The organism is Maridesulfovibrio sp. FT414 (assembly GCF_050916235.1).
Classification (GTDB): Bacteria; Desulfobacterota; Desulfovibrionia; order Desulfovibrionales; family Desulfovibrionaceae; genus Maridesulfovibrio.
In genome coordinates, this window is the sequence record NZ_CP104854.1 from 2052123 (window position 1) to 2073708 (window position 21586).

Sequence of the window (21586 nt, forward strand, 5' to 3'; positions counted from 1 at the left end):
GGGGCTGTCTATCATAATTCCTTAAGGAGATTTCATCCGTAATGAAAGCTAAACAACACCTTGAAAAAGTTCTCGGGTCCATCCTTGAATCCAAGGGCTGGGAATGGCCTGAAAAGGCTGTGATCGAGCCTCCCAAAGATAAAAAATTCGGCGACATGTCCGCAAACATTGCCATGATGCTTTCCAAGCAGGCAAAAATGAATCCGCGAGCCATTGCCGAAGAGATCAAGAATGCACTCGAAGGCGACAAATATATTGAACAGGTTGATATTGCCGGTCCCGGCTTCCTGAACTTCACTTTTTCCGGCTCCTTCTGGCAGAATATGATTCCTCAGGTGCTTGAAAAGGGTGCTGACTACGGTCGCAGCGAAATCGGCAAGGGAACCCGTGTTCAGGTGGAATATGTTTCCGCCAACCCCACCGGGCCACTGCATATCGGCCACGGACGCGGGGCCGCTATCGGTGACTGTCTGGTCCGCATCCTCGATTTCACCGGCTTTGATGTTGAAGCCGAATACTATGTCAACGATGCCGGCCGCCAGATGCTCATCCTCGGCAACTCCATATGGGTGCGCCTGCAGCAGACCCAGGGCCGTGACATCGCCGATCCCGAAGATTTCTACAAAGGCGACTACATCAGGGATCTTGCAGCGGAAGTTCTGGAACGCAACCCCAATATTCTGGAAATCCCCGAGGAAGAAGCCGTCTCCATCTGCCGCGAATACGGAATGAACGAGATTCTGGAAGGTATCAAGAAAGACCTTGCCGAATTCGACGTGCGCCACGATGTATGGTTCTCCGAAAGAAGTCTTGTCAGCGCAGGCAAGGTCGAAGAGACCTTCGCAGACCTCAAGGCTCGCGGCATGGCTTATGAGCAGGACGGAGCTCTCTGGTTCAAGTCCACCGACCTCGGTGACGACAAGGACCGTGTTCTGCGCAAGTCCAACGGAGACCTGACCTATTTTGCATCCGACATTGCCTACCATGATGACAAGTACAAGCGTGGTTTCGACCTCGTTGTCGACATCTGGGGAGCCGACCACCACGGTTATGTTCCGCGTATGCAGGCAGCAGTTGAAGCACTCGGCAGGAAGGGCCAGCTTGAAGTAATTCTCGTGCAGCTGGTAAACCTGCTGCGCGGTGGCGAACAGGTGGCCATGTCCACCCGTGCAGGCGAATTCGAAACTCTCGAAGACGTGGTGAAAGAAGTTGGCCGCGACGCCTCCCGTTTCATGTTCCTGTCCCGCAAGAGCGACAGCCATCTCGACTTCGACCTCGATCTGGTCAAGCAGAAGAGCATGGATAACCCGGTTTACTACGTGCAGTACGCCCACGCGCGTATCTGCTCAGTAATCCGCAAGGCGGAAGAGCAGGGCATCAAACTTCTTGCTGTAGATGCCGCACAGCTTGAAAGCCTGACCAATGACGAAGAACTTGATCTCATGAAGCTCATGGATCAGTTCGCCGACGTGGCCGAGAATGCCGGCAAAAACATGAGCCCGCACATCATCAGCTACTATCTGCGTGATCTGGCCAGCGCACTGCACAGGTTCTACTCCATGCACCACATCCTTTCCGCAGAAGGTGAAGTTGTCGGTGCAAGGCTGCTGCTGCTCAAGTCCGTGGCCCTGACTCTGGCCAACGGTCTCAACCTGCTTGGAGTTTCCGCTCCCGATCGCATGTAATCTCTAACCGGAGAAGATAATGGCTGCTCCCAAAGGCAAGAAGACGAAGGCAGACAATCAGGAAAAGACCTACACTTTCACTTTCACTGTTCCGGAAATGATCGGGATATGTGCGGGGAGTGTCGCTGCCCTGTGCGCTTTTTTTGTACTGGGAATCCTGCTGGGCCGTGGTTATCAGCCTGAAAAGGATGTGCCGGAACTTGCCATGATGATGCCCAGTCAGTCCGGAAGCGGTTCCGGTGAAATAAAGGGCGGAGTGCTCAAGCCGGAAGAGCTGGACTACATTGATCAGCTCAAGAAAAAGCCTGAATCCGCTGTAAGGCAGGAAGAAAACAAGGAACAGCCCTCCAAACAGCCGGAGAAAACAGAAACGGCAAAGGTTGAAAGCAAGCCCGTAGTAACCACGGAGAGCAAGCCTGAAGCAGCTGTCGCCGCAAAGATTACTCAGGCCGAGCCGGAACCTCCGGTAGAAATCGACAAGCCGCAGCCGAATGTGGGACCGATATACAACTACGTGTATCAGGCTGCTTCGTTCGGTGATACTACCAGAGCGCAGGAATTCAGCGACAAGCTCTCCTCCAGCGGTCTGAACGCCTATGTGGAGGCCGGGAAAAGCGGAAGCCGGACATGGTACAGGGTTTTTGTACGCCATACCGGAACCCCCGATTCTACCGAAGGCATGAAGAAGACCTTGAGGCAGTTCGGAATCAAAAAACCGCTTCTCAAGAGCAAGGTGCCGGTTTCTTAATATCGGTGGGATTGCCAGCTGAGCAGATTACAGCCTGTTGCGCATTTCAAACGCAGAGATTCTTTAAAAACATTAACCCCTCAATATCTTAGAAGATATTGAGGGGTTTTTTATGCCTGTCCAACAAGCTGTGAGCGAAGCCTGTTAAAAGGTTTTGAAGGGAGAGTCCAGCGAGGGGAACTTTTGCAAAAGTTCCCCTCGCTGGACGTCGAAGGCATTCTTATTTCATGTATTTCAGGAACGGGTTGTCCTGAGAAAGGATAATTCTGGTATCGCCTTTGAAGCCTTTTTCGTAAGCTTCGAGGGATTTCATGAATTCAAAGAAACGCGGATCCTTGCCGAAGCTGTCGGCGTAGATCTTGGTTGCCATTGCATCTCCTTCACCGTGCATGATTTCGGCCTTGAGGCTTGCGTCTGCGAGGGTGATGGTCTTTTCCTTGTCTGCTGCAGCGGTAATGCGGGCGGCAGCTTCGTTACCTTCTGAGCGGTACTGACGTGCCATGCGCTCGCGTTCGGCTCTCATGCGTCCGTAGATCGCACGGGCGTTTTCAGGAGGCAGGTCTGTACGTTTGATACGTACATCCGTTACCTCAATGCCGTACGGCTTGAGCAGGTTGTTGGACGTCTGGGTGACTTCTTCCATGATGGCGGTTCTGTCACTGGAGATGATTTCAATCAGGGTATAGCGACCAAGGGCCACGCGCAGTTCCGCATAGATGATGTCATCAAGGCGGGCCTGCGCACGGGGAATGGAGCGCACGGTGCGGTAGAACTGCAAGGGGTCGGCAATGCGCCACTTGGAGTAGTTGTCCACAACCATGTTTTTCTTGTCCTTGGTCAGGATTTCTGCCGGTCGGGCATCATATTCCAGAAGGCGGGAATCAAAATAGATCACGTTCTGGATGAAAGGCAGCTTGAAGTGAAGCCCAGGCCCCAAGGGGCCGGATTTGGGCTTACCGAGCTGCAGCACGATGGCCTTTTCGGTCTGTTTTACTATATAGGCACTCTGGGCAATCCCCAGCACGGCAACAATGATCAGTATTGCCAGGGGAGCGGAACCTTTTTTGAGCAGACTCATAATTCTTGTCCCCTATTTTTTATCGGTTGTGATTGGAAACGCCCCGCCGTCCAGAGACAGGAAGGGGAGTGCCTTTTGAGCAGCGTCATCAGAAAGGATGATCTTCTTGACATCAGGATTCGCAAGAATGTTCTGCATTGTCTCAAGGTACAGGCGTTTGATGGTGATGTCTTTTGCCTTCAGGTACTCGTTGTAGACAGCGAGAAAACGCTTGGCCTGACCTTCGGCCATACGGATCTTGGATTCCTTGTACGCTTCAGCCTTGTTCACAATAACCGCCGCCTGACCTCTGGCCTTGGGCAGTATGTCGTTGCGGTAAGCTTCAGCCTCGTTTATGTAGCGGCTCTTGTCCTCGCGGGCACTGGCCACGTCCTTGAAGGCATCCACAACCTCGTTCGGTGGATGCACGTTCTGCAGCTGCACCGCCAGCACGTTCACTCCGAGCTTGTAGCGGTCTACTATTTCCTGCAGCAGGTTTCTGGTTTCAGTCTGGATCTGGAGCTTGCCGGTGGTCAGAGCCAGTTCGATTTTGGTTTTTCCAATGATCTCACGCATGGCCGCTTCAGCAGCATCCTGAATTGTCTTAGGCTGGTTGCTCACCTCAAAGAGGTAGTTTACCGGATCCTTGATCTGGTACTGTACGATGAACTGAACATCAACGATGTTTTCGTCACCGGTGAGCATGAGCGATTCCTCGGGTACGTTCCGGGACTGTCCCTGAGTGAACGAGCTGGAAGAACCATAGGAACGGAAGCCTACTTCCACACGTCTGATCTGTGTGACTTTAGGCTTCATGACCGATTCAATGGGAACCGGAAGGTGGTAGTGCGGTCCAGGTCCGGTGGTGTCGACAAACTTGCCGAATCTTGTAACCACGCCCACTTCATCAGGCTCTACAATGTAGATTCCGGAAAGGAACCAGAGCACGATGATGCCGATGACGATAAATTTACCGCCAGGCACGCCGGTACCGCGAATTTTTTTGATAGTGGAGTTGAAATCGTCCATATTGGGCGGCTTAGGTCCGCCGCCGCTTTGCCTCTGCCGTTGTTCGGATAATTTGTCCCAATCCCAGTTCATGATAATTTGATAGGCGAGACGGACCGACATATCAAGGAAAATCGGATAAGCGGGCCGCGCAGTTAATAAGATAATCACAGCAATTTACTGCGTGCTGTGTGTTTCTGACGCCAATTTGTTAAGTATAAGTGTGAAGATCAATAACTGCAACTGATTCTGAAAAGTTGACATGTTGGCGGATAATGTTTTTAGCATCGACATATCCTCCGCGACAGTACAAAGGAGCAGCTCAGGTGAAAGAAATTAACAGTGAAATATTCCGGGCCTACGACATCAGAGGCATTGTGGATCATGATTTTGACGAGGAATGGGTGGAATGCCTCGGACGGGCCTGCGGGACCTGGTTCCGCAAACGCGGCTGGGACCGGGCTGTTGTGGGGCATGACTGCCGTCACAGCTCGCCGGCCTATCAGGCTGCCATGGCAAGGGGGCTTAATGCCTGCGGCGTTGATGTCCTTCTTTTGAACCTTGTGCCCAGCCCGGTGTTCTATTTCGCAGCCAGAAAACTCGGATACAAGGCCGGGGTCATGATCACCGCCAGCCATAATCCACCGGAGTTCAACGGATTCAAGGTCTGGGGGGAGGATACCACCGTCCACAGCGGTGATATCCGTGAAATATACGGAATTATGAAGTCCGGGGAGTTTGTCGAAGGCTCAGGCATGATCTCTGTACATGACATTGTGCCTTATTATATTGAAGACCTCCTTTCAGGGATTGAAATCAAAAGGCCGGTCAGGGTTGTTCTGGACGGTGGTAACGGTGCCGGGGGACACATCGGTCTGGATATGCTGAAGCGGGCAGGGGTTGATGTTATCCCGCTTTATTGCGAACCTGATGGCGATTTTCCCAACCATCACCCGGACCCGGTGGTGGAGAAGTATATGGGGGACCTTTTCAGAGCAGTTGTCGAGCACGGAGCCGAGGCAGGGATCGGACTGGACGGGGATGCCGACCGCATCGGCGCAGTGGATGAAAAGGGCAGGCTTATTCCGGGCGACCGGCTGGTGGCAATCTATGCCCGCGAGATGCTCGGGCGCAGACCCGGAGAAATGGTCATCGGGGATGTAAAATGCAGCCATCTGCTTTTTAATGATATTGAAAAACATGGCGGCAGGCCGCTCATGGCTCGTACCGGCCACTCCATCATGAAGGCCAAAATGGCCGAGACAGGGGCGGGGCTTGGGGGTGAGATGAGCGGGCACGTCTTTTTTGCCGACCGTTTCTATGGATTTGATGACGGAATCTACTCCGCCCTGAGGTTGATTGAGATTCTTTCAAAGACAGATCTTCCGCTTTCAAGAATGTTTGATGACTGGCCCCAAACATATTTTACACCTGAACTTCGTGTCGATTTTCCTGAAAAGATCAAGTTCCGTATAGTGGAAAGGGCCGTTGAGGAATTATCCAAAGATTACGAAGTAGTTGATATTGACGGTGTCAGGGTTGTTTTCGAAGACGGTTGGGCACTTGTGCGGGCCTCAAACACACAGGCGGCCCTGACCATGCGTTTTGAGGCCGATACGCCGGAACGGCTTGATGAGATAAGGTCGTTGGTGGAAACATTACTTGAGAAGCTTCGAATCGAGCTTGAAAGTTGAGCTCCGTGCCATGTTTTTACATGAAAGCAAATAGTTGGTAGTGTAATTAGCGGATGTGGATTGCGGAGGCCTGTAAGCAGTGCAGCTGTACAGAACTGATCAGTAACCAGGTCGATGCAATCCCGACGCCATAGGAAGTCCGGGATTAAAAATAACAAAGGTAGACAGCATGGCTCTAATTTTGAATCCGCACGGAAAGACCGCCAGTGAAAAGTTTTTACGCATGGTGGGGATGCTCGTAATTTTCGGTATTGTGGGTTGGGCGTTCTGGATGAACAACCAGACCACACTTGAAAAACTGCAGGCCAGAAATGCCCTGTGGGATCAGACCAGAGTCCTTTCCAAAGCGGAACGTGATTTCGTGCAGGGATTCATCAGAAGTATGCGCAACGAATTCGGGGTGAAGGTCAGGGTCCAGATAATGACTGATCCGCTTGCCCCTCAGGAGTTAGAAACAAACGAACTTTATATCGGCATTTCACCGCCAAATGAACAGGTGGAGATGGTTTTCCCCGGTCTGGTACGCCATGCCCTTGGTGACCAGTTCATCAAGGAGATCGGGCAGAATCAGTTCTCTGGAAATTTCAGTGAAGACAGGTGGCCGACATTGCTTATGACGACCCTGTCGATGATCTGGGAACGGCTTATCAAGGTTGATTCCAACCAGACAGTCGCTCCGGTCTACAGTGAAAATGGCGCTGGAAATATGACTGATCCTGAATCAGGTGGAAAAAAGGAATAAACAGGGAACAGATGTCCAGAAAAAAACTTACCATATATACCGATGGCTCCTGTCTGGGTAATCCCGGTAGAGGCGGCTACGGAGCAGTTCTGCTTTTTAATGAACACCGCAAGGAGCTTTCGCAGGGCTACAAGCGGACTACCAACAACCGCATGGAAATGAGGGCCGTGATTGCAGCTCTTAGCGAACTCAAGGAACCCTGCGACGTGACCCTGTATACGGATTCCCAGTACGTGAAGAACGCCTTCACCAAGAAGTGGATCGACAACTGGCAGAAAAACGGATGGAAAACAGCGGCCAAGCAACCGGTCAAGAACAAGGATCTCTGGCTGCAGTTCATTCCTCTGCTTGAAATGCATAATGTCTCCTTCCGCTGGGTAAAGGGACATTCCGGCGATCCTGAAAACGAACGCTGCGACGAACTGGCCCGCACAGCCGCATCATCCGGCGGGCTTATTGAAGATGAAGAGAATTAAATAACGGCAGTTAAGACAAAAAAATCCCGGCAGCCCTGATGGACCGCCGGGATTTTTTATTTGCGATTTACGTGTATTTCTACAGGTAACCGAGAGCAGCTTTCATTTCGCCGGGAACAACAGCGTTTTCCTTGGGCTCAAGAGCCTTCCAGGAAGCGCCTGCCTGCTTGCGGGCTGCTTTTACTTCTTCCAGGCTGTAGCCTGCGCGGGGAACTTCAAGGGTCTGACCGGGGTAGATGAGATCAGGATTCTTGATCATGTCCCTGTTGGCCTTGTAAATGAGGGGCCACATGAAGGGATCATTGTAAATCTGCTGGTATTCAGCAATCCACCACAGACATTCGCCTTTGGTTACCACGTGCGAAGTGGGCAGGTTTCTGTACTCGCTTTCGTAGATTTCCATGGGAGTCGGGGGAACGACTTCCTCTACTTTTTCAGCGGGTTCTTCTTTCACTACAACAACTTCAGTTTCTTCAACTACCACAACCTCTTCCTGAGGAACTTGCTTTTTGGCACATCCCCAAGCGAACATCAGGCTGAAGGCAATGGCGAGCCAGATCAGTTTTTTCATTTTTCGAGGCCTCCTCACATTAGAAAATTTACTGGGTACCCATTTTCAACAAGTTATACTTTAACTGTTTTTGTCCAGTTATCAACTATTTCTTTTTCTTGCAACACCTTGTGGTTTTTGGGGTTCAATTTATGGGCCTGGTTTGTTGCGTCCACTGCTCTGTCCATCCATCCTCCGAGTCTGAGGCTGCGTGAAGCAAGAACATAAAGCATTTCAGGTTCTTCGCCATAAATTGTATCAACAAGGTTTTCATATTCCTCACGAAAAACTTCCCTGATGAGCATGTTCTGGGAAAAGAGCAGTCTGCCGAGAAGATTATTATCCTTGTGATTTTTCAGGTAGATGGGGAACAGCTGCCGGCAGCGGGCAATGATGAACCTGATACGGCTTATCTCGCGCTCCATACTTTCTTCGGTCTGCTCGACAACCTGAACGAAGTCCTGACCGATCTCGGATTCCGGGAGAGTGGTGTCCCGGCCCCGGAGATTGGAAAAAAGCGGAGCGTAGTTCAGGTTCTGGTAGGCGTCTTCCCTGAGTTTGAAGGCTTCGTGGAAGATGTAGCCCATGCCCCAGTCCAGAAAGCGACCGGAAAGATGGTTCGCATCCTCGTTCTGGAAAAGCAGGTGGGCAGTATCCTTGAGCCTCCAGAGCAACCCTTTATGCATGTTGCTGCCGATGAGGTCGTTCAAAACCTCGAAGCTTACACTGCGCTCCCGGTCAAAGGTTTCGAACTGCTCCTCCAGAGTACTTCCTGCAAGGCAGAAATCCCTGAAGGTGTCCCGGACGAATTCGGGCATCTTTTCCTTTATCCATGAGTTGGACATTGTCCTGATCCTGTTTTGCTGTGTTACTTTCCGGCCTGTTGACTGTCAGTCAGGAAGCCCGGCAAATTGTTATCAGAGGGTTTTGCATTCCGCTTTCAAGGCAAGTCTGGCCAGTTCCGCCAGCCGGTCGTCTACCTTGCGGAAGACGGTTCCGGCAGGGAATGTACCGTTTTTGCCGCGTGCTCCGGCCTTAACTCCGGTGAGAATATGGATTGCCTCTTCAATTGTGCTGATCGGATAGAGGTGGAACATGCCTTTTTCAACTGCTTCGGCAACTTCATTTCTCAGCATAAGGTTTATCACATTGTCTGCCGGAATGAGAACACCTTGTTTGCCGTTAAGTCCACGTCTGCGGCAGACTTCAAAGAATCCTTCGATTTTGCGGCTTACTCCGCCGACAGCCATGATAGTGCCGGACTGACTTACCGCACCGGTGAAAGCATAGTCGAACTTGATCGGAACCCCGGAAATGGAAGAGAGCAGGGCTGCCAGTTCAGCACCGGATGCGGAATCACCTTCAATTCCGGCATAACTCTGTTCGAAGCAGAGGCTTCCGGTCAGTACGATGGGCTTATCCTGCGCGAAAAGACCAACAAGGTAGCTCTTGATGATCATCATGCCTTTTGTGTGGATGGGGCCGCCCATGCGTGCTTCGCGCTCAAGGTCGAGGATTCCGCCGTGCCCGACGCCGACCGTACAGGAAATGCGGTGCGGCAGGCCGAATTCATAATCGCCGAACAGGGTTACGGAAAGGCCGTTGGCCCGGCCGACGCCCTCACCGGTAGTCTCGACCTTGATGACCTCGCGGTCATACTCGGCCATGAATTCGTCCTCGTAGAGATTCGAGCGGAAGTCCTTCATGGAAATGGCTTCTTCGATGGCGGGCAGGTCTACCATGGACTTACCGTCAAGTTTTGCCAGTGCAGCGGCTTCAACCATCATCTCCTTGATCAGCGGGATGCGCAGGGAGAGTTTTTTCTGGTCTTCAGCGAGCCTGCTGGAGTGGTCCACTATGCGGGCCAGAGATTCACGATCGAAAGGCAGCAATTCGGCATCGTTGATGATCTTTCCGAGTACACGCACAAATCTCTTGATGTTCTCAGCATTGCGCTCGGCAGTGAGCTGCATGTGGGCCTTGAGTTTGAAATATTTTCCGAAACGTTCGTCATTGTAGAGCAGCAGCTCGTATGTTTCCTCAGAACCGATGAGAATTACTGTCAGGTCGAGCGGGATCGGTTCAGGCTCAAGGGTCTTGGTGCGGATCTGGTCACCGTCACCCGGATCTTCGATCTTGGCCTGCCCGGTGCGCAGCGCTCTGAGCAGAGCTTCCCATGAAGAAGGAATGGTCAGGATGTCATCGGCGTAAACTATCAGATAGCCGTGGTTTGCCTTGTGGATGGCTCCGGCACGGATCAGGGTGAAGTCGGTAAACAGGGCACCCATTTCGGATTCACGCTCAATTGAGCCGAGCAGGTTGAAGGCCGTGGGGTGGTCGGCCATGACAACCGGAGCTCCCTTGGTTTCGCTGTTGTCCACCAGCAGGTTCACTTCGAACTGTGCAAAAAGGTCGTCCGTAGGAGAAGATTCCGGGATTGGCAGACCGGGCAGAAGGGGCGGGCCCTGCTGCTCTCTGGCCATGAACAGATCAATGTTGTCCACCAGCTCTTCTTCAAGGTCGCCAAGATAAGTCTCGATTACCTCAAACTGTCCGAAATCGTTGTGCAGCGGGGAGAGCAGTTCCTTAAGCAGTTCTTTGGCTGTTTCCTGATGCAGCTTGCGTTCATCCTTGCGGAAACCTTCTTCTGTCTTGCTGATGCGGCGCAGGATGGCGGTGACTTCGGCCAGCAGGTCATCTGCGGATGTGCGCAGGCTTTTGCGAAGTTCCGGGTCAAGGCGTTCAAATTCCTCGTCATTGAGGATGCGGCCTTCAATAAGGGGAATCAGTGTAAGTCCGCCCTGTTCGTCTATTTCGAGGCTGAAGCCGCGCTCTTTGGCAAGGGCTTCCATATCGGAAAAGAGGTCTTCGCGCTCATCCTGAAATGTGCGTGAAATTTCCTCGTGAGCCTTTATGTGCGGTTCTCGTTCAAACCACGCAGGCAGCTGTTCCTTTATCTGGGAAACCGCCTCACCCATTGCATCCTTGAAGTCCTTGCCTCTGCCTGCGGGAAGGGAGACGGCAATCGGGCGGTCCGGATGGGAAAAATTGTGCAGGTACAGCTGGTCCGGCGGAGTGGGCTGGGTTGCTGCCCTAAGCTCGAAATATTCACGGGAAAAATAGCTCCTGCCAAGGTTGGCATCACCTGAAAGGTACAGGTTGTGGCAGGTGCCCTTGATCGCCAGAGCCATGCGGAAGGCCTGGAGTGCGCGCGGCTGGAAAAGATCATAATCTCCGACCGATTCTGGGATTTCAAGGCTTGAATCATACTGAATCTTGGAAGGATCAAGGTGGGCTCTGAGCTTACCCGCAACTAATTCTTTTGCTGACATATATTTAAAAATCCCCTGTGGTTGAATAGTACGCTGAAATAATCATCCCCTGCACTTACTTGGATAATGTCAAATTGTCACTTATCAGTAGTGGTATGAGTAAGATTTTATCATCTGATTGACTGTTGAGAACGTGAAATTTTTAGCGGACAAGGGCAGGATTGAACAAACACTGATTGTGAAATTTTATACAAATAAAAATAATTATTAAAATAAGTTGGTTAATGGAATAGCATCTGTGAATAATGGCTGAATGATCGTTCAAAAACAAAATAGCTGTTGCGCTGATAGATGTTCGGAGATATGAATTTCAGGTGATTTTTGTCGGCAGGCACTTCCATCGACTGCTCATTGCATATTTTCTAGTGAAATAGAGGATCTGGATTAAAGAATCCGTTGACTCTGGTTTGATGATTGTGCTAGACGGAACTCACTTGTGAAGGTTTGCGCAAAGTCCTCTTTGTGCAGGAAGTCCACCCCGAATTTAATTAAGGATCAGTGGCAATGCTCTTTTTCAAAGGGAATAAAGAGGTTCTCGATCTTCTCGGCAATGCCGCTACGATCGGGACTCATATGGTTGCCGCTACCTTTGTCGGGCTGGGTATCGGGTGGTATCTCGATAAATGGTTGGGTACGAAGCCTTGGCTTCTGCTTGTTTTCTTGTGCTTCGGAATCGCTGCCGGTTTCAAGAATGTCTATGGAGAAGTGCAGCGGATTCAGAAAAAGGATCAGGGGAAAGGTCCTGGCGACAATGAAAATAAATCAGAAGATTGAATCATTCCTCCACAGGCGGGGCTTTACTCATCCGGACGTACGCAGTTTGGTTCGAAACCAATTGTACCTTACTGCCGGAACATGTTTGATTGCTGCCGCAGTCTCAATCGGGTTTGCCAACTGGGCACTGGGGCTGGCAGCAGGATCGGTTCTGATTACGTTCAACTTCTGGTCGCTGGCTAAATTCGGTCAGCATCTGGCTTACATGCGCAGGGGCGCAGTGGTGTCCTTGCTGGTTCGCTTCTACGGCCGGCTTCTTATATCAGGGCTGGCTATTTACGGTCTGATAGTCTGGGGGCAGTGTTCGATTTACGCTCTTCTGGCAGGTCTTAGTACTGTAGTTGTGAATGCGATATTTTGGGGCGTAGCCGGGTTTCGGCAAAAAGTGAAGGAGGCATAAGGATCATGGCTGGAGGTTTACCACATCCATTATTGATCATGACAGAGCTTAACAATGCTCTGGGAACTCACATTCCCAACCACGTGTGGTACACTTGGTTCGGCATGTGTGTTCTGTTCATTCTGGGTTTCATCGTTTCCAGAAAACTCAGTCTGGTTCCGGGAGGAGTTCAGAACCTGGCCGAGATAATAATCGGCGGGCTGGAAGATTTTGTCGTCACCAACGTCGGTGAAGGCGGACGCAAAGTTTTCCCCTTCATGTGTACACTCTTTGTATACATCCTGGTTCTTAACCTGATGGGTCTTGTCCCCGGATTTGACGCTCCCACCGCGAACGTCAACACCAACGCGGCAATGGCCGTAGCAACTTTTCTTTACTACAACTATATCGGCATCAAACTTCATGGTGCCCACTACATCAAGCACTTCATGGGTCCGATTCCGGCCCTGGCTCCCTTGATGTTTATCATTGAAGTGGTTTCCCACATCTCTCGTCCGCTTTCGCTTACTCTGCGTCTGTTCGGTAACATCCGTGGTGAGGAAATCGTTCTGGTTCTTCTGTTCCTGCTCGCACCTGTAGTTTCCACTCTGCCCATGTACTTCCTGTTCATGCTGGCAAAAGTGATCCAGGCCTTCATCTTCTTCATGCTTACCATGATTTACCTGAAAGGCTCTCTGGAAGAAGCTCACTAGGATCTGTTCTTCGGAACTGCGAAAAGGCAAACTTAATTTGGGGAAATGGTCATACGACCGCTTAAATAAACTTATCTTTTGGAGGATTTTACAATGCGTAAAGCTCTGCTTATCGTTCTGAACACCATGGCTCTGGTTCTCGCTGCTGGCGCAGCATTCGCTTCCGGCGTAGCTCCTGAAGTTGCTTCCGCTACCGCTACTGCTACCGCTATCGGTATGGCTATTGCTGCTGCTGGTTGTGGTATCGGTCAGGGCCTCGGTCTGAAAGCTGCTTGTGAAGGTACTGCTCGCAACCCCGAAGCTGGTGGTAAAATCACCGTTACCCTCATTCTTGGTCTGGCATTCGTTGAATCTCTGGCCATTTACGCTCTCGTTGTTAACCTGATCCTGCTCTTCGCCAACCCCCTGCTTGGCTAATTTCCGGGATCTGGAGATATTTAAAGGAGGTCTTCGGACCTCCTTTTTTTTCAGGAATTATTGTTAATTTTTTCACATACTTTCGACATCTGTCCGGGGTTTAGCAGATGTCAGGGCATAATACCCTGCATAAATTAATTATTTGATGGTGACGGGGTAGCCGAAAGTAAGGGTTTTAGTGTATATAATTTTCAGATGGAAGATGGCGGAGAAGAAGGCATTCGGTGATCGGTTTTATAAGCACCGTTGACCGGAAGGGCAGGGAGTTAAATGCATTAGTTCCTGTCCTGCATCCTGAATCTACCAACCCATACTTTTTTGCGCTAAAAGGCAATGAAAACAGGAACTTAATGTGAAAACCCAAAATATCCCCAAGGCGACTATCAAAAGGCTCGCCGTTTACATACAGGTACTTACCGGACTTAAACGGGATGGTGTGGAAGTTATTTCTTCGGAAAAACTGGCCAAGGCCTGCTCGGTCAATCCCTCGCAGATCCGTAAGGACCTCGCATATTTCGGCGAATTCGGAGTGCGCGGAGTTGGTTACTACGTGCATGAACTCATTTCGTCCATCAAGCAGTCCCTCGGTGTGGACCGGGTCTGGGGCTGCGCCCTTGTAGGGGTCGGCAACCTTGGACGCGCTCTGCTGCGCCATAAGGAATTTGCTCTGCGCGGTTTCTCCATCAGAGCTGCATTTGACTGCGATCCCTATAAAATAGGTGAAATTGTTTCCGGTCTTGAGGTTGTCTGTACCCGCCAGCTCAAGGGCAGGGTCGATGAACTCGGTCTTGAAATCGGAATTATCACTACTCCGCCGGAACGCGCTCAGCGCGCTGCCAACTATCTTGTGGATGGCGGAATCAAGGGTATTGTCAACTTTGCTCAGGCAAGAATTGACGTGCCTAAGGAAGTCCCGGTTGAATATGTGGACTTCACCCATCATTTTTATTCCGTGGCTTTCAACATCAGCTCCATGGATTAAGAGCAGATTAAATCTGTCAGCAAAAAGAGCCGCGATCATCCTATCGCGGCTCTTTTTTATTTTATAAATGAATAGTTACAGACGTTGCATGCTACCTGCGCGTAACGGATAGTATGCCTCGGACAGTAACACCAGAGATGACGACAAGACCGCCAATTATAGCCCATTTACCGGGGATTTCTCCGTAGCCTAGGGCTACCAAGATCGGGTTGAATATGGGTTCCAGGGTCATGATCAGGATTGCTTCCAGTGCACCGAGGCGCTTGATTGCCCAGGTGTACAAGGCCAATGAGATTCCTTGCTGAATGATACCGAGGTAGAGCAGTCCGGCCCAGCCCTGGGCAGAAGGAAGATCGGTAAGGATAAAGGGAAGCCCGCATAGTGCGGTCAGTACATGGCCCATGATTACTGATTCAACCGGTGAAGCTGATTTCTGGGCTCGCATGCACATGGTGAAAACTGCATAAGAAAGGCCGGTAACAATAGCTATAATATTGCCCCACAGGCCGCTTGGTGAAAGTCTGTCCATAAAGAACAGGACCATGCCGCCAACGGTCACGGCAATGAAGTACCAGTCACTGCGGCTGGTTTTTTCTTTTAAAAACCATGGGGCAAGCAGGGCTACATACACAGGAGCTGTGTAGGCCAGAAGTATGGCATTGGCTGATGTAGTGAGTTTGGTGGCAGCTACGTTGGTGATAAGCAGTCCCGCATATCCAACTGCTGCACCTAGTTGAACGGGAGAAAAGCCGAACTGCAGCCTGCCCCTGAATATAAAGACCAAAGTCCATGCGGCAAGGCCGCTGCGCACCCCGGTTATGGCCATGGGATTCCAGTCCACGAGCTTTATGGCCAGTCCGCCGGAACTCCAGATCAGGGCTGTGGCAGCCATCAGTATGATGGCTTTTGATTTCTCGGTCATGCACTCTCCTTCACTGATATAAGGACAAATATCTCGTGCTGATAACATTTGTCATCAGCAAAGTTGTGCCAATGAAGGGGAGGTTGAAGATATTCTCCGGGGATTTACGTTTTACTGGAAGCCTGTCCGGACAAGATATAACGGGTTATGTTTACGTAGCATTGTTCGCTTGTCCGTGAAAAATAGCGCCATATGTATGTACGGCAGATTCAAAACCAGCCTTAGTCCACCTGAATCTCGTAGGCCTTGAGTTTGCGGTACAGGGAACTGCGTTCAAGGCCGACAGCCTCGGCAAGCTTGGCAACGTTGCCCTTGTATTCACGGAGCTTGGTTTCAAGAAATTGTGCTTCAAAGTCAGCGCGGGCTTTTTTGAAATCCACCTCGCCTTCAGGCAGCGGCAGGGGAAGCTGCTCCTGCTCTCTGGTTTCAGCACGGGGGCCGTCAACTATTTCAGGGGGCAGCTTGTCGGGGCCGACTTCCTTGCCCCCGAACATGATCAGCATGCGTTCAACGAAATTTTTCAGTTCGCGCACATTGCCGGGCCATGAATAACTGGTCAGGACCTTCATTGACGCTTCTGTGAAAGTGAGTGGTTTAAACCCGTGTTTACGGTTGAGCCGTGAAATGAATTCATCGATGAGCAGAGGGATGTCTTCAGAGCGTTCGCGCAGTGGAGGCACTTCAAGGGGGAAAACCTTGAGCCGGTAGTAAAGGTCCTCGCGGAAATTGCCTTCCTTTATTTCCTGATAGAGGTCCTTGTTTGTTGCAGCAATGACCCGGACATCAACGTTGATGGTTTTGCGCCCGCCAACGCGTTCAAAGCGTTGCTCCTGCAGTATCCGCAGGATTTTAGCCTGCGTCTTGAGGCTCATGTCGCCAATCTCGTCCAGGAACAGGGTGCCGGTGTCGGCAAGCTCAAATTTGCCTTCCTGAGCCTTTTCCGCTCCGGTGAATGCGCCTTTTTCGTGCCCGAAAAGTTCCGATTCAATGAGCTCTTCAGGAATGGCTGCACAGTTGACAGCAACCAGCGGTTTGTCGGCTCTCAAGCTTAGCGAGTGGATGGAGCGGGCGACGATTTCCTTTCCGGTTCCGTTCTCGCCGGTGATGAGCACCCATGCGTCTGTCGGGGCTACCTGCCCGATGACTTCGCGCATGGTTTCAACTGTGGAGGATTTACCTGTAATCCGCGCCGGCTGTTCGGTTTCAATGCGGGTTTTGAGTGCTTTGTTTTCGGATTGCAGCCGAGAGAACTCCACAGCTTTTTCAGCGGTGATAACGACTTTCTCAAGTGAAAGGGGCTTCTCGATAAAATCGAAGGCACCTTTTTTTATGGCAGACACAGCGGTTTCAATGTTTCCATGCCCTGAAATCATCACCACCGGCATCCAGTCCCATTCCTTCTTGATGCGGTCAAGCACCTCAAGCCCGTCCATGCCAGGCAGCCAGATATCGAGAAATACCAGGTCGGGCTGATCTTCCGCGAGTATCTGAAGGGCCTTTTCACCGCTTTCGGCTTCAAAAATATGGAAACCTTCATCTTCAAGAATTCCCCGCAGGGAGTACCTGATGCCGTCTTCGTCGTCTACAATCAGAATTCGTTTACTCATTTAAAACTCAAATGAAAATTTATCGTTTTCAATAACCTGAGTGCAGGCATCAACCACCTGTGCATCATACGAAGTGCCGCGTCCACGGATGATTTCGTCCATGGCCTTGGGAAGTCCAAGGGCGGCGCGGTAGGGGCGGTGTGAGCTCATGGCCTCAACCACGTCTGCTACTGCTATAATCCGTGCCTCCTTGAGAATCTGGTCGCCGGACAATCCTTTCGGGTATCCGAATCCGTCCATGCGTTCGTGGTGCTGGAGGACTATCTGGGCCACGGGCCATGGAAATGAAATACTTTTGATGATCTCATAGCCGGCTTCCGAGTGGGTCTTCATCAGTCCCATCTCAAGGTCGGTCAGCCGGGTGGGTTTGGACAGAATTTCAGCAGGAATGGATATTTTCCCGATGTCGTGGAGAATTCCCGCAATTCTTATGCAGTTTATCTCTTCGGCGCTCATGTTGAGTTTAACCGCTATTCTGCAGGCCAGTTCAGCGACCCGCTGCTGGTGTCCGGATGTATAGGGGTCACGCTTCTCGGACATGGCTGTCAGCGAAACCACTGTTTCTTCAAAAGTGCGTCTCAATTGCTTGAGGCTGTTCTTCAGGGCGGCCTCACTGTTCTTGAGCTGTGAAATGTCTCTCAGAACAATGACTATGCCGATAATATTGTTTGTCTCTTCAATGTTGGAAATGTTGACGGAAACGGGGATGACCCGGTCACGAGTCTGAAGAACAGCGTCGTCTATAATGGCTCCTGAACCGTAGTTTTCGAACAGCTTTACCGGCTTCAGCGTGCTTGGGTTCACGATATGGATTTTATCGGCGAAATCCTTTCCGTAAAGGAAATCAACGTTGTTGCCGAGCATTACACTGGCGGCTTTGTTGACGGATTTGATGAATCCGTGGCGATCGGTGGTGATCACTGCATCGCCGATGCTGTTGAAGGTTGTGGTCAGCCAGCGGCGGTTTTCGTTGAGGGTGCGTTCGGCCTTGTGCTTGTACAGGGCCATCTCAATGGTCAGGTTCAGTTCCCGGTCTTCAAACGGTTTTATTATATACCCGAAAGGCTCGGTGACTTTGGCGCGCGTCAGGGTTTCATTGTCTGCATAGGCGGTCAGGTATATGACCGGGATGGATTGGTGTTCCTTGATGACTGCGGCAGTGTCGATGCCGTCCATTATGCCTTCCAGCATTATGTCCATGAGGATCAGATCGGGAACATGCTCAGCTGCCAGCTGTATGGCTTTTTCTCCTGAAGGGGCTACTCCGACAACCGTGTATCCAAGGGCTGTGAGTCTGCCTCTAATGTCCAGGGCAACGATGGCCTCATCTTCTACTATAAGTATCCGAGCTGATTTTCTAGGCAATGCGTTGTCGGAATTATCTGGAATCATTTTGAATTCCTGTGCTCTCTGTTGCTGTCTTTATGCGGTTTTGTTGTGAGTGAGAATAATGTGCTTTTAATATGATAGTACAGTTAAAACATGATTACGGGGAGCAGGCAAGTGGCTGCCGTAAATTATCCGGTCGGCAGTTCGATGACGAAAATGGTTCCGTGCGGTTCGGCAGGCTTGACTCTGATAAATCCCCGGTGGTCTGTCACGATGGATTTGACAATGGTCAGTCCCAGCCCGGTCCCGCTCTTCTTGCTTGAAAAATAGGGCTCAAACATTCTTGAGCGCTCATCTGCAGATAATCCGGGGCCGTTATCCCGGACTTCTATTCGCAACCAGTTCAGGGTTGTGTCGTGCATGGCGGTGATGGTTACTGTCGGACCCTCTCGTCCGTCAAGGGCTTCTGCCGCATTGGTAAGCAGATTGATCAGCACCCTGCGCATGGCTTCCCGGTCAAGCTCAAGGCGGGGAATCTCCGAGAGTAGTTCCAGTTTCCAGCCGATATTGCTGTGGCTGTTCCGGTACATGCTGATGACTTCTTCAAGCAGGGAAGCGATGTCGTCAGGCTTGAGGCGGACTTCCGGAAGCTTGGCGTATGCAGAAAATTCCTGCACCATCTGCTGCAGGTGCTCCACCTGTGAAATGATCAGGTCTGTAGATTCCCTGAAAACCGAATCCTCTATCTGGGGGCCGAATTTACGCTGCATGCGCTGGGCCGAAAGTTTGATCGGGGTCAGCGGGTTCTTGATTTCATGGGCAATACGTCTTGCCACCTCACGCCAGGCCGCGATGCGCTGCATCTTTTCAAGTTCGGTAATGTCTTCGAACACGGCAACAATACCGGCGCTGGAAGCTCCTGACTTGAGGGCCACTACGTTTACCAGAAATTTTCTGTGTCTGCCGTCGACCGTAAGGGAAAGCTGTCTCTGCCACTGCGAAAACGGGCTGCTGGCCATGTGCGAACGGGCATCGGAAATAAGGGAGGCCAGCTCTCCTTCTGGGAGCAGGGTCAGGGGGTCCTTGCCGTGCACGAAGCGCGCGTTGATGCCGAGCATTTCTTCGATTGCGGAGTTGACCGTGCTGATCTTTCCGCTCTCGTCCAGCGAGATTACTCCGGCAGTAATGTTGTTCAGAACGGCTTCCATGTACCGTCCGCGCCGCTCAAGTTCCTGATTCTGCTGGGCCAGACGGTCGTTGGCGGTCTTGAGGCTTCTCTGGCTCTCCTCAAGGTCTTCGGCCATGCGGTTGAAGGACTGGACCATGAAGCCCAGCTCGTCGTCGGAGCGGTCTTCAAGGCGCACCGAGAGATCCCCGCGGGCAATACGCTGGGAACCGGCTGCAAGAGCCTGAATGGGGGCAGAAAGCTCTTTTGATAGACGAAATCCGAACCAGATGGAGCCGAGGATGATGAGCAGGGTAGTGACCCCCAGAGTCAGGTACAGACTCATCTTAAGGGGATATTTGAGCGTTTTCAGCTGCTTGTATTCATCAAGGCCCTGTACAACCCTGTCCAGCTTGAAAAGCAACCCCTGCCCGATATTTTCCCCCAGAATCATGAAACCGGTTTTGCCTTCATCTACCGGCATGATACCGATGACCATGTCGTTTCCGGGCATGGGATGGATGGTGGACCAGAATCTGGGGTTTTTCTTCAGGTCTCCCCAGTCAACCTTGGCATTTATCTCGGACCAGGCCTTGTCCCATGACCCCTGTGAATACCAGTTGAGCTTGGTTCCGTCCGGCCTGATAACCCCAAGAAGTCCGAGGTCGTATTCTCCGAGCTTGTTGCCGAGAAATTTTTTCATGGTCTTGCCGCCCCAGGCATAGCGGCTCTCCTTGATTGCACCGATGATATTCATTCCGCGCCGTTCAAGACCGTCCTGCGCCGAGGCGTAAAATGCCCGTCCGAGTTCAAGGGACTGGACCATTGATTCCTCAACCTGATTTTTGAACCAGTAGTCCACTGAAACCTGCACGAACTGCATGGCCATGAAGAACATGAGAAGCGTAGGAACCAGAGAAAGGGACATGAAGGAAAGGACCATGCGGGTTCGGAGCTTGGAACCGAGAACCTTGCGACGACGTTCGAGCAGAAGCTTCACGCCGTTTCGAACCACGATGAAGAGGACGATGAGCAGCAGGATAAAATTCAGGTTGAACAGCCCGACAAACAGGTAGGAGTTGACCCCTATATACTTGAGCTGGACAAATCCGAGGGCTACGAAAATTATCAGGCACAGAAAGGCGATGTAGTACTCGCGTTGCCTGCGTTTGCGCTCCTTGGTGTCGGGAACACTGATCTTGATGGGTTTTTCCGTCATATTGGTCCCTTGCAAGATCAATAAGTGAAATCAAGCTGGTATGTTGCCGATGGTATCACGTCCCATGACCAGAAAAACAATGTGCTTTTCAGCCATTCAGGGATGTCGGTCTGGTCAAGATGGACCTTGATGCGGAGCTTGTACCGTTCGCCGCGCTGGAGAGTGGACCATGGCCCCAGATCAAGGATGAGATTCCTCCATTCCTCCCGCAGGAGGATGCTGAGGCTCTCGTTCTTGAAAATTTTATCTGGTCCTTGTTTTTCCAGCACGAACTGTTTGGATAGGGAATCGTAGTAAAGTTTGTTGGTGTAGGTCTTGCCGGCTACTTCCGAGTCTGCCCACACGCTGCGGTGTTCAAAGAGGCGGGCCTGGCATTCAAGTTTAAGGCGAACGCCGTTGAGCAGGGCCTCTTCAACCTGTGTGTCCGTCTGCAGTTCTATACCGAAGCGGGCCATGATTGCTCCGGCCTGGTTGTCCAGAACAAGGTTTTTCAACTGGATGGTGGAAGCCTGTGCAGGAGATGTGCAGATCGTGAACAGACAAAACAGCAAGACGAACACAGCCCGCAGGGTTGTGCTGCCTGATGGAAATTGTCTGCCGGTAGATTCAGCCATACTTCTCTCTCGTTTATCAGAAAAAATGATTTCGCTGCAGAGTATCAGCCGTTCTCCAATTATTCAACATCAGTATTGCTTACAACCCGATTGAAGCTGTCCTTTCAGGTGATAATAATGTACTGAAATGGTATTGTGCTTATAGTGGAGAAGTTATTCATCAGTCCTGAACG

General features: G+C 51.2%; 20 protein-coding genes. 10 read left to right on the plus strand and 10 right to left on the minus strand.

Annotated features, from left to right (window positions below):
- Positions 1-41: 41 nt before the first annotated feature.
- Together argS and N7E73_RS09100 are read left to right on the plus strand one after the other, a co-directional pair.
- Entirely contained in the window at positions 42-1685 is a 1644-nt protein-coding gene (gene argS / locus N7E73_RS09095) for an arginine--tRNA ligase (RefSeq protein ID WP_432738746.1), read from the plus strand.
- Positions 1686-1704: 19 nt separating this feature from the next.
- On the plus strand, positions 1705-2433 hold the full coding sequence (locus N7E73_RS09100; RefSeq protein WP_432738747.1) for an SPOR domain-containing protein: 729 nt from the start codon (positions 1705-1707) through the stop codon (positions 2431-2433).
- Positions 2434-2653: 220 nt separating this feature from the next.
- Here the strand turns inward: N7E73_RS09100 and hflC are convergent, their stop codons facing one another.
- Together hflC and hflK are read right to left on the minus strand one after the other, a co-directional pair.
- Entirely contained in the window at positions 2654-3511 is an 858-nt protein-coding gene (hflC, locus tag N7E73_RS09105; protein WP_432738748.1) for a protease modulator HflC, read from the minus strand.
- 12 nt (positions 3512-3523) lie between these two features.
- Positions 3524-4591, minus strand: a complete 1068-nt coding sequence (gene hflK, locus N7E73_RS09110) for an FtsH protease activity modulator HflK (RefSeq protein WP_432738855.1) — start codon at positions 4589-4591, stop codon at positions 3524-3526.
- A 233-nt stretch (positions 4592-4824) separates the two neighbouring features.
- Between hflK and N7E73_RS09115 the strand changes: the two genes are divergently transcribed.
- From N7E73_RS09115 to rnhA, 3 genes are all read left to right on the plus strand, one after another.
- Positions 4825-6192 carry a phosphomannomutase/phosphoglucomutase gene (locus N7E73_RS09115; protein WP_432738749.1) on the plus strand — a complete coding sequence of 456 codons (1368 nt, stop codon included), beginning with the start codon at positions 4825-4827 and terminating at the stop codon, positions 6190-6192.
- Between the two features lie 169 nt (positions 6193-6361).
- Complete coding sequence (locus N7E73_RS09120) at positions 6362-6934, plus strand: TPM domain-containing protein (RefSeq protein WP_432738750.1); 573 nt, start codon at positions 6362-6364, stop codon at positions 6932-6934.
- An 11-nt stretch (positions 6935-6945) separates the two neighbouring features.
- Positions 6946-7410, plus strand: a complete 465-nt coding sequence (gene rnhA / locus N7E73_RS09125) for a ribonuclease HI (protein WP_432738751.1) — start codon at positions 6946-6948, stop codon at positions 7408-7410.
- Positions 7411-7489: 79 nt separating this feature from the next.
- Here the strand turns inward: rnhA and N7E73_RS09130 are convergent, their stop codons facing one another.
- The 3 genes from N7E73_RS09130 to N7E73_RS09140 form a co-directional block, all read right to left on the minus strand.
- Positions 7490-7981: a LysM peptidoglycan-binding domain-containing protein gene (locus tag N7E73_RS09130; RefSeq protein ID WP_432738752.1), complete on the minus strand. Its 492-nt coding sequence runs from the start codon at positions 7979-7981 to the stop codon at positions 7490-7492.
- A 53-nt stretch (positions 7982-8034) separates the two neighbouring features.
- On the minus strand, positions 8035-8805 hold the full coding sequence (locus tag N7E73_RS09135) for a hypothetical protein (RefSeq protein ID WP_432738753.1): 771 nt from the start codon (positions 8803-8805) through the stop codon (positions 8035-8037).
- A 72-nt stretch (positions 8806-8877) separates the two neighbouring features.
- Positions 8878-11292, minus strand: a complete 2415-nt coding sequence (locus N7E73_RS09140) for a Lon protease family protein (RefSeq protein ID WP_432738754.1) — start codon at positions 11290-11292, stop codon at positions 8878-8880.
- Positions 11293-11796: 504 nt separating this feature from the next.
- Between N7E73_RS09140 and N7E73_RS09145 the strand changes: the two genes are divergently transcribed.
- The 5 genes from N7E73_RS09145 to N7E73_RS09165 all read left to right on the plus strand — a co-directional run bounded on the left by N7E73_RS09145 (position 11797) and on the right by N7E73_RS09165 (position 14557).
- A complete protein-coding gene (locus N7E73_RS09145; protein WP_432738755.1) occupies positions 11797-12066 on the plus strand; it encodes an AtpZ/AtpI family protein in 270 nt (89 codons plus the stop codon).
- Positions 12044-12466 carry an ATP synthase subunit I gene (locus tag N7E73_RS09150; RefSeq protein WP_432738756.1) on the plus strand — a complete coding sequence of 141 codons (423 nt, stop codon included), beginning with the start codon at positions 12044-12046 and terminating at the stop codon, positions 12464-12466. Before N7E73_RS09145 ends, N7E73_RS09150 begins: the two co-directional genes overlap by 23 nt.
- Before the next feature lie 5 nt (positions 12467-12471).
- Positions 12472-13158, plus strand: coding sequence for a F0F1 ATP synthase subunit A (gene atpB / locus N7E73_RS09155; protein WP_432738757.1), 687 nt, complete (start codon positions 12472-12474; stop codon positions 13156-13158).
- 93 nt (positions 13159-13251) lie between these two features.
- A complete protein-coding gene (gene atpE / locus N7E73_RS09160; protein ID WP_432738758.1) occupies positions 13252-13575 on the plus strand; it encodes an ATP synthase F0 subunit C in 324 nt (107 codons plus the stop codon).
- 352 nt (positions 13576-13927) lie between these two features.
- Positions 13928-14557: a redox-sensing transcriptional repressor Rex gene (locus N7E73_RS09165; RefSeq protein WP_432738759.1), complete on the plus strand. Its 630-nt coding sequence runs from the start codon at positions 13928-13930 to the stop codon at positions 14555-14557.
- Between the two features lie 91 nt (positions 14558-14648).
- On the opposite strand, the gene N7E73_RS09170 is transcribed toward N7E73_RS09165, so the two are convergent.
- From N7E73_RS09170 to N7E73_RS09190, 5 genes are all read right to left on the minus strand, one after another.
- Positions 14649-15479, minus strand: coding sequence for a DMT family transporter (locus N7E73_RS09170; protein ID WP_432738760.1), 831 nt, complete (start codon positions 15477-15479; stop codon positions 14649-14651).
- A gap of 221 nt (positions 15480-15700) precedes the next feature.
- Positions 15701-17086 (minus strand): sigma-54-dependent transcriptional regulator, encoded by a 1386-nt coding sequence (locus tag N7E73_RS09175; protein ID WP_432738761.1) that lies wholly within the window; start codon positions 17084-17086, stop codon positions 15701-15703.
- Entirely contained in the window at positions 17087-18478 is a 1392-nt protein-coding gene (locus N7E73_RS09180; protein ID WP_432738762.1) for an HD domain-containing phosphohydrolase, read from the minus strand.
- A gap of 125 nt (positions 18479-18603) precedes the next feature.
- On the minus strand, positions 18604-20799 hold the full coding sequence (locus N7E73_RS09185) for a sensor histidine kinase (RefSeq protein ID WP_432738763.1): 2196 nt from the start codon (positions 20797-20799) through the stop codon (positions 18604-18606).
- A gap of 17 nt (positions 20800-20816) precedes the next feature.
- On the minus strand, positions 20817-21413 hold the full coding sequence (locus N7E73_RS09190) for a DUF4390 domain-containing protein (RefSeq protein WP_432738764.1): 597 nt from the start codon (positions 21411-21413) through the stop codon (positions 20817-20819).
- Between the last annotated feature and the right edge of the window lie 173 nt (positions 21414-21586).